Annotated in this window: 9 protein-coding genes; 3 read left to right on the top strand and 6 right to left on the bottom strand. The window is 40.1% G+C overall.

Translation table 11 applies throughout. The features are described from left to right. A partial coding sequence (locus L6773_RS17720) for a hypothetical protein (RefSeq protein ID WP_237855837.1) occupies positions 1-195 on the top strand: 195 nt, incomplete at its 5' end. A gap of 83 nt (positions 196-278) precedes the next feature. Here L6773_RS17720 and L6773_RS17715 read toward each other — a convergent pair. Beyond that, complete coding sequence (locus L6773_RS17715) at positions 279-773, bottom strand: class I SAM-dependent methyltransferase (protein ID WP_237855835.1); 495 nt, start codon at positions 771-773, stop codon at positions 279-281. A gap of 355 nt (positions 774-1,128) precedes the next feature. Between L6773_RS17715 and L6773_RS17710 the strand changes: the two genes are divergently transcribed. Beyond that, positions 1,129-2,397, top strand: coding sequence for an alginate lyase family protein (locus L6773_RS17710; protein ID WP_237855833.1), 1,269 nt, complete (start codon positions 1,129-1,131; stop codon positions 2,395-2,397). A 13-nt stretch (positions 2,398-2,410) separates the two neighbouring features. On the opposite strand, the gene L6773_RS17705 is transcribed toward L6773_RS17710, so the two are convergent. Continuing rightward, a complete protein-coding gene (locus L6773_RS17705) occupies positions 2,411-3,187 on the bottom strand; it encodes a sulfotransferase family 2 domain-containing protein (protein WP_237855831.1) in 777 nt (258 codons plus the stop codon). A 258-nt stretch (positions 3,188-3,445) separates the two neighbouring features. Between L6773_RS17705 and L6773_RS17700 the strand changes: the two genes are divergently transcribed. Beyond that, a complete protein-coding gene (locus L6773_RS17700) occupies positions 3,446-4,873 on the top strand; it encodes a T9SS type A sorting domain-containing protein (protein WP_237855829.1) in 1,428 nt (475 codons plus the stop codon). A gap of 7 nt (positions 4,874-4,880) precedes the next feature. Here L6773_RS17700 and L6773_RS17695 read toward each other — a convergent pair whose 3' ends face one another. From L6773_RS17695 to L6773_RS17680, 4 genes are all read right to left on the bottom strand, one after another. Beyond that, positions 4,881-5,807, bottom strand: coding sequence for a glycosyltransferase family 2 protein (locus L6773_RS17695; RefSeq protein WP_237855828.1), 927 nt, complete (start codon positions 5,805-5,807; stop codon positions 4,881-4,883). Positions 5,808-5,860: 53 nt separating this feature from the next. Continuing rightward, complete coding sequence (locus L6773_RS17690) at positions 5,861-6,943, bottom strand: glycosyltransferase family protein (RefSeq protein ID WP_237855827.1); 1,083 nt, start codon at positions 6,941-6,943, stop codon at positions 5,861-5,863. Positions 6,944-7,004: 61 nt separating this feature from the next. Further along, the gene (locus tag L6773_RS17685) at positions 7,005-8,249 is read right to left on the bottom strand and encodes a glycosyltransferase family 4 protein (RefSeq protein WP_237855826.1); all 1,245 of its coding nucleotides are present in this window, start codon (positions 8,247-8,249) and stop codon (positions 7,005-7,007) included. Continuing rightward, positions 8,225-9,163, bottom strand: coding sequence for a glycosyltransferase family 2 protein (locus L6773_RS17680; protein ID WP_237855825.1), 939 nt, complete (start codon positions 9,161-9,163; stop codon positions 8,225-8,227). The genes L6773_RS17685 and L6773_RS17680 overlap by 25 nt, the downstream gene beginning before the upstream one ends. Positions 9,164-9,210: the final 47 nt, after the last annotated feature.

The raw sequence follows: 9,210 nt of genomic DNA, 5'->3' as shown, positions 1-9,210 counted from the left end.
GGAATGTACTCTAAACCATATACCCCGAGGCAGGGAATATTGAAAAAGCTTGATTTTTATCGAGGGGTTTTACAAAAAATGATGTATGGATTCCTTAACCGTTGGAATGGAGGCAGGACTTTGGAACGACTAAAATGGGAAAAAAGCCCGAAAAATGGACACAAGTGGGTCAACTACGCCAGAAGGCTTCGTTGACCGAGGACGCTTCGCTGAACACATTCGCCAGTTGGGACCTAGGAACGAGTAAACAAATTAGTATTAAATGACCGAAAAGATAATTAACCCTTCTTGATGCGCCGGATGGTTACATCATTGTACATTCGGCCGTGCAGAGCAAAATGAACCAATTCATAATCATACTCTATACAAAATTCATTAGTGGCCTCTATAATACCGTATTTTGTGAGATCAGAAGATCCAAAAAAGATATAGTCATTCAGTGAAATCAACCCATCCGGTTTTATCTTGCTGTGTGCGGCCTCAAGGTCTCTCTTTACACCTTCATAGCTGTGGTCACCGTCAATATAGATCCAGTCGAACGTTGCGTCCGGCACTGTGGATAAAAAGGTTGACGAATCTTCCCGGTGAACTTCAACAAGGTTCTGCTCAATTTCATCCTCAAACCGCTTCCTGGCTATCTTGATAGATTTGGAATCGATATCGATCAGGTGAAGTTTCTGAGGTTTAACGATATCGAGGATGTAGCGTGAATAATCGCCTTTTAAAATTCCAACTTCTGCACAAACCCCGCCCTTTGGAATCTTTTCTAACATTTTAATGCGGTCTTCAAGCAAACTGCAATTTTTAATATGCCTGGTTTTAAGCTTTTTCGTGAACGGCCAAACCTCTCTCCGATGGGCCATTGAGGAGAAGAAAATCCGAAATCTGTTATATATATTTTGAAGCATTCAAATAAATTAGGATCAAAAGAGGATGAATCTACCGATAAGAGATATTCGCATCAAATTAGTTTGGTCAATTTTTGGATTTTTTTTCACCAGACCAAATTATACGAACAGTATTGTTATAATTATGTAACATGATATGTTCGAAAATATGAAGAACGAATTATATATTAATCTTGGCTTTACAACTGAAACTTAGAATAAATGGCAAAAGTTGGCACTGATGGATAAACATCGTTGGTTTACTGTTCTATTTTTTGCCATTATCATAGGATTCGTATTTCCTTCCTGCAAAGATTCATTAAATATACCGGACTTTACAGAATCAAACACAGGGCCATATATTCTGAATGTTCGGCACATGGAATTTATCAAAGAACACCGTGATTCCCTTCCCATCGTGTCAAGAGATTATGATCAGTTAATCAGCGGTGTAGATCAACTGTTGGACGAAGAGTTCGCATACGTAACTGAAAAGACCAAATTACCCCCAAGCGGAGACAACCACGATTACATGAGTCTATCAAGGTACGCCTGGCCGAATGATTCAACAGGTGTGTATGATGATATCAGAGATGGACAAACCAACCCGGAAATTTATGATTATGATCGCCCCAAACTGGCACGGTTATCATCCGCCGTTTATGCGCTCAGCCTTGCTTATTTTTTCAGTGAAGAGGAGAAATATGCTGAAAAAGCTTCAGAATTGATCCATGGATGGTTCCTGGATCCCGAGACACATATGAATCCGAATATGAATCACGCGCAGATCGCTTTTGGTGTTAATAATGGTTCAGCCCAGGGTATTATTGATGCAAACGATTTTATCCAGGTAATTGAAGCGATTAGCCTTCTCTACGACAGCCCCCACTGGACCAGTGAGGACCACATTGAAATGAAGAAATGGTTCTATAAATTCATGAAATGGGTAACCAGGAATTATAATGCCGATGCCTTTGAAACGACCAATGTATCCACCTGGATGGATGTTCAACGAGCGGTTTATTTTCTTTTTACGGAACAAACAGAGTTTCTGAATTCATCTTCCCATATCACTCCCGTTAAGAAAAAAATCGACACACAATTGACCTCCGATGGGGCTTTGCCGAATGAAAAATCACGGGTTCGGTCTCAGCATTATGTTTATTACAACATGCGGGCATATATGAACCTGGCATTGGTTCGAAAAAACAGAACAGGGCAAGACAGAGACTGGCCGGACTTGGCTTCACAGGATCACGGGGGGCTTAAACCCGCACTTCAATCGCTGATTTCTTACCTGAATGGCGCCGATGCTTCTCAGTATTTCAGCGAGTCAGACAGCTTTGATAATTGCCGGTACCTGGATGTATTTAAACCTGCTGCCGTTGCTTTTGAATCAGAAGAGTATGATATGATAGCGCAGCAATTGCTCGACAGCGGTTGCAGTGATCCGAACTTAACGCTCGTGTATCCAAAACTTTCGGATATCGAAAGAACGGTATTTAGGTAATTGTCAATTCGTTTTATAAATCAACACGGGCTTTGGCAAAGTTGTAGAGGTCAATGTCAGGCTTGCAAATCTCTCTGACGCGATTCAAGGTTGCTTTATCAAATGATTGCTCCTCTGTTAAATCTTCTGTTTTGTTTTTATGAGGAATTCGAAGATTTATCCCGGTTTCATTGTAAAAAAGAGCCTTGAATTTATCGAGCTCTTCAAGTACCCCAAGCAGGTCTATTTTTTGAAGGTTTTCCACAGAAATCTGGATCAGCTCTTCATCAGGTTTTCGACTTTCATCAACAGAGTAACCACTTAAATATCGAAGGTACTCGCGCCCTGATTGCTTTCCGATATCGGACTCAAGATAATCTTCGAAATCCATTTCAAACTTGCAGTGATCACTCGACTTATGATAGTTATACAGGTATTTCGAGATGTATCGTTGAACCGGGTCCCTGAGAATTGTCATCAAATGGTAGTTGTTGCTTGGATCATCAAAAATGTTTGTTGAGTATGGAACGTGGCCGGCAATACATTTATAACCTGCTTCAATGGCATAGGCAGCCACAGATTCGCGAAGGTCATAGCACTGTTTAAAACTCTTGTAATTCTCACCAAACTTTAACTCCGCAGCACGCAGAGAACTCCCCGCTTCTATCTTAAAAAAGTTAAATGGATATTTTTTCCGAAGAGCATGTATCACGGATGTTCCGCCTGTTTTAGGAATATGCAGATAAAAGATATGAGGTTTATTCCTTGTGGGTAGATTTTTTAATCGGTCAGTTATATATCTTAAATCCATTGAATTCCGTTGACCTTTAACAGGTTTATATTCTGTGATTATAGGGATTAACGACTTGGATTCATAAGAAATTAGATGCCGTTAAAAATACTTTTACCATCTGTTGAACATTTATTTATTAATTTCTGGTTTCATTTACTATTTGGCAATTAACTGTTTATTTGATTGAAGATCGATGGCTATTTTGAATACTAAACTGTTCTTGAGCTCCACATGAGATTTCTTCTGTACATATGTGCAATTTTATTGTTCTGTGTCGTGAAAAATAACTCGTTGTTTGCACAGAGTAACCCGGATGTAAATTTAAAGAATTTTTCATCGAACGAAGATGTATTGGATCATGCAGATCAAAAGATGAGGGAAACACTGCAAGAGCTTTCCTATAATCCCAAACTTCACCCGGCTCATACAGACAGGGAAACCGGGCAATGGGTTGAGGAATACCTTGGACGGGAACGTTGGACGAGTGGATTTTTTGCCGGCTCAATGTGGTATTTGTATAAACTGACAGGGGATCCCTTTTGGAGAGAGCACGCCGTTCAATGGACTCAAGACCTGGAATCAGAGGCGTATAATACTTCAGACCACGATACAGGATTCCGAATTTTTAACAGCTTCGGAAATGCATATAAAATTGAAGAGGCCAGGTATTACTTTAAAACTACACTCCAGGGCGCAGCCACATTAGCCGAACGGTACGATCCGGATATAGGCGCTATCAAATCCTGGGAGTGGGTAGGAAATTACCCTGTTATCATCGACAATTTGATGAACCTGGAACTTTTGTTTTGGGCGGCTGAAGTTGTGGGCAAAGATGAATGGTATGACATTGCACTTGCCCATGCAGAAACCAGCCTGATACACCATCTTCGCGCTGATGGCAGTACATATCATGTTGTTGATTTTACAGATTCCGGTATAGTAAACTGGAAAAATACGTTCCAGGGTTATGGTGCAGAATCGGTTTGGGCAAGGGGACAAGCGTGGGCTGTGTATGGATTTACTATGATCTACAGGTTCACAAGAGAAAAGAAATTCTTAGATGCAGCCAGAGCCAGTGCTGAGTATTTTATCGAAAATTTACCGGAAGATTTTGTACCTCCCTATGATTTTCTTGAACCTGAACCCTCCGTACGCACAAAAGATGCTTCAGCGGCAGCGATCGCAGCTTCAGGATTGTTTGAATTATATACCTTTACAAATAATGAAAACTATTTTAATACTGCGGTCGAAATATTGGGCTCTCTCTCTTCCGATGCATATATGACAAAGAACTCAAATATCAGTTCAATCCTGAAGAGATCCACCAGACAGCGGGGGCAGGGCAACCTGGGTACTTCATATGCCGATTATTACTTTCTTGAATCCATTGTTCGATACAGGGAACTTACAAATGCTAATTTTCCTGTTATTCAGAAAGAATCGCTTTTTTTCCTGGATCAAAATTATCCCAACCCTTTTAACAACTCTACCGTAATTTACTATTCCATTGAAGAAGAGGGTGAAGTAGATCTTTCAATCTATAACCTTGCCGGTCGAAAGGTTCAAACTCTGGAAAACCGTTTTCGATCCGTAGGTACTTACCAAATCGATTTTAACGCTTCCGGGCTGTCCTCAGGCGTTTATTTATACAGGTTGAAAGTAAATGGCCGGGCTTCAACTAAAAAAATGATTTTAGTTGAATAGAGCGAGCTCATTCATTCCTTGAATTCATAAAAATTTTTGATTGAAAGTACTCATTTATAAATGAGAGCTGCTCCACGATCCCGGAAGCATAGAGATGGAACCAAATACCCATCAAATAATCATCAAACCCGGCTTGGTATCGATCAGAATTTAAACTCCTGATTTTTGAAAAAGAAGGCGGCTTCAGGGAGCGTAATAAATTGTAGAACCATATCCTTCGTTCCGGTTCCTCTCTCCACGTGTAATAATACCCCCTCCCGGTGCGGATCCTTTTTTGATATAATTTATCGGCGGGTCGCGCAAACTTCCTGATAACTGCCTGATCACAATAACTGATAGAATATCCATTCTCTTTAGCTTTGAGAGTCCATCGTACATCCCCGCCGGAGCGTACCCCCTCTTCAAATAAACCCATTTCATTAAAAACGTTTTTCTTTACGAACAGATTGGCAGTAAAAGCAGCCCCACGTTCTTTTATTGATCTTTCCATGTTGATGGAGGTCAATGCATCCACAATTTTTGCCCCGGTTATTTGATCCTGGAAATCAAAAAGTACTTTACCCCCGGCCAAATCAGCCTTTGAAGTTAAAAGACAAGATATACCCTCCTCAAGCCAATTCGCTTCGGGAGTTGAATTTGCATCTATGAAAGCTATGACTTCTCCTTTCGATTGTTCAATCCCCCGATTTCTCGCTGAATAAGGACTCTTCAGATGTTTGCTTTCTTCAAGAAGAATATTCCGTGACAAAAATGAATCGGGAAAGCTAAACGGTTTTTCAGATCCGTTATCAATAAAAATTAGTTCCGTTTTGTCAGACGGATAGGTTTGATTCCGGAGTTCTTCTTCAATTCTTATTACCTCATCCTGATTATTATAGAAGGGTATGATCACTGAAACGAATGGCTGTTCGGTTTTAGCATTTATTTTAGCCATTTACTTACACGCTTTGTTGATTTTGGGATGCGATGTGAATCATAACAAATCGCTTACAACTTTTGATACGCTTTCAAGGTGTCAACACCGATATCTCCCCACTGCATGTGATGATTGGCATACTCCTTATTTTTGATTCCATGACCCGCCTCGGCTAGTTCGAAACCGGCAGAAATAGCATCAGATACAGAGTTTAAATCCACAGGATCAAAAACGGGATTGCCGGTTTTATTTAATGTCTCTCCAATTACCCCGTACCCCGGTCCTGTAACTACTTTTCCAAAGGTGAATCCAAGAGCTACATTTCCAGAATTGAGGGTATTGAACCGTGGTACAAATACAAGATCTGCCGCCTTCAGATAAACCTGGACCTCCTCAAAAGCGACCGTTTTTTCATCCGTTCTGATTCGGTTGTTGAACATATTGGTATATAATTTCTTCCGAACAATGTAGTGTTCCGGCTCCGATCGATACGGGTTTGGAATGGACCCGGCAATCAGGTAGATACTTTTTTCGACATCCGCTTGTTTGAAAGCATCAATTCCAAGCTCAAGTTCATCTTTGGATCGAACAGCCCCGAATGACAACAGCAGTTTTTCTTGCTCCTTGATTTTCAGCCTTTTACGGCACTGAGCTCTTTCCATATCATTCGGAAAGAAACTGTAGTCTCCATGCGGAATTATAAATGAAGGCTTCCCACCTGTTTCATCATCGTATTCATTTCGTAATATTTTTCCCGAAAACTTACCTAAATGGATAAACCCGTCGGAAATCTGATAGATCTCCCGGTAAAAATGATCAAAAATTCCTGACTGATCTTTATGGGGTTTTTCGTTGTGAATGGTCAGCATTACTTTTGCCCCCTTCTCCTTATGCTCTTTGATTGCACTCAATACCTTCTGAAAATGTCGGCCTTGTAGAAGATCCGTTCGTGACATATCCGGCAATTGATATTTTACAAGCAGTTCAGGCCAGTGCAGGTGTATCACATCCCATTGCCCCGGTTCAAATAACCACCCGAATCCATGTTGAATTTTTTGGACATCCTTCAGCTTATTCAGCTCTCTGAGCAACAGGAACAGGTAAGGATTCTTCATTCCGGTGGTAGAAACCTCGTAAGGAACTAATATTTTCATGGATGAGATTTCAGCTTTTGCAATTAAATCTTATGTAAGGTAGAAAAAGTTATGATCTGTGTCACAACTCATTAGATTCCAATTTGGTATTCAATGATTCACTGATCACATCAAGACTTTGCCGGTAAATTTGGGAAATGATCTCAGCCGTTTTTTCCCGTTGCCCCTGTTTGATTGAATTGTCTTTAAAAAATTGCTTGATCTCCTGGATCCAGGTTGCGGGATCGTCTGAACATATGAGCCCATTCCCAACAAGCTCATTCAATCCTGTAGCGCCGGCTTCTGTCGAAAGAACAAATTTACCATTCGCTAGTGCCTCAAAAGTTTTAATTTTTAAACCGGTGCCTTCCTGCATTGGGTTGATAAAAAGATCACCTTTCGAATAGATCTCATCGTCTGATTCAAACCGCCCATAAAGTTCAATATCATCATCCAGTATAGATTCATCTACAGCTTCACAGATTGAACCGGCAACAAGAAATTTCAGGTCAAGCCCATAATGCCTGATTTTCTGCCAGACCTGCTCTAAAAACCAGGTTAGCCCATCAATATTCAAACGATTTCCAGAACCGATCATAACAATTTTAGGGTCCTTTTCTTGATTCTTGATCTCCTTAAAAGGAATCAAATGCCGAAGAGTGTAAACTTTGGTTACATTTGATTCAATCAATTCTTCAAAAAACTTTTTTTCTTCGCTCGTGATAGCCCAAACAACATCAGCTTTTGAGAGAGCTTTCTTTTCATCTTCCCGGGTTAGGCTGTGCCAGTCCACCGGCTCTCTGCTGCTATTGATAAACAGTTTAAATCGATCTGTTAAACGATCATGAGTATCTATAACTCTAATCGTATCATCCTCAAAAAGGTCAAAATAAAATGAATATGGAGCGTAGTTTATAATAACTGCCTTGTATGCAGATTGATCTGTTTGTCCCATTAACAATAGCCATTTACCAAAATTTTTGTATTCGGTTAAACTCCTGTTAAAACGAGCTGATGCTGAACCATCCTGCAAATACCTGAGCCAGTTCTCTATCTTAATTTTTAACCCATTGGCAATTTCTTGAAGTCTTGAGACTGGATTTTTTCCAAATTGAACTCTTTCAGTTTCAAGTTTATGATCTAAAACAGACCCATTAAAAAAAGAATGATGATCTTCTGAAATCTCAGAATGAAAACCTGTATAGAAGAAGTCCAGGATATACCCTCTCTCCATCAATTCTGTACAGATCGCCAGAATTCGCTCGCGATTTCCGGCGTGTCCTGGAAAAAGTGGAACCGGGCTTATAATGAGAATTTTTTCAGCCATCCGAGAATTTTGCTTCTGTTCTTTTTCATCTTAAAGTAATACTTCCAGATTTTGTTGTCGTGTCGGGATACAGATTTGATAGCCAAAAGTTCATCAAATAGCATTAGTTGGTCTGCCATCGATCGAACCTGTCGTACAAACCACCTGAGAGGCAGATCTTTTGGTTGCAACTTTTTAACTATTCTTGGCCTATCTGATATCCAATCTACAAATTCGGCTGCAGCCTTCAATTTCAGTTTTGCATTTTCCCGGTTGGTACTGCCTGATATGTTTGAATCGCTGTATCTCCATAAAACGCAACCTCCGTCAATAGATGAAATGCGCCCGTGTTCAGCGAGTTTTAAACAGAAGAGGTCGTCTGATGTCCATGCAAGAGGAAAGTTTGGAAACCCACCGATTTCGTGATAAGCCGTGCGGGAAAATATATATTCAACGATATAACTTTCCTGTTTATAGGAAAGTTTTTGATTTAAAAAACCGGCCCCGTCAAACGAATTCGGAAATTCATTTTCTCGAATCACTTCTCCGGTTGCAGATATTTTTTTTGTATTGAACCGGTATGCAGAAAAATCAGAATCATACTCAATGGACTTATAAAAAGATTCCACACAATCCGGGGCCATGATGTCATCATCAGAAAAAAGCCAGATCCAATCTTCATTTGCCGTTTCTGAAATACAACGTTCCCACTGCTTTGTCAGAGATTTACTACCAACATTTGTATCGAAACGTTTAAAAGTAACAGAATCATCAAATGAAGCTTGTTGAAGAATCTCCTTGATGTTGTCTGGGCTGGCATCATCAAAAATGTATAATGAAAATCGCTGATCTGATTGATCACGGATACTTTGTAGTGTTTCCGATAAAAAATCTGATTTGTAGGCAGGTATTACAATCGCCAGGTTTGGAGTCATTCTTTACTCTGCTAAATTGAGAAATGGAAATGTATAGCGGCAAATAT

It is taken from the genome of Rhodohalobacter sulfatireducens, from assembly GCF_022012475.1.
Classification (GTDB): domain Bacteria; phylum Bacteroidota; class Rhodothermia; order Balneolales; family Balneolaceae; genus Rhodohalobacter; species Rhodohalobacter sulfatireducens.
Note: the sequence above shows the minus strand (reverse complement) of the source record. Positions and strands in the feature narration are given on the sequence as shown.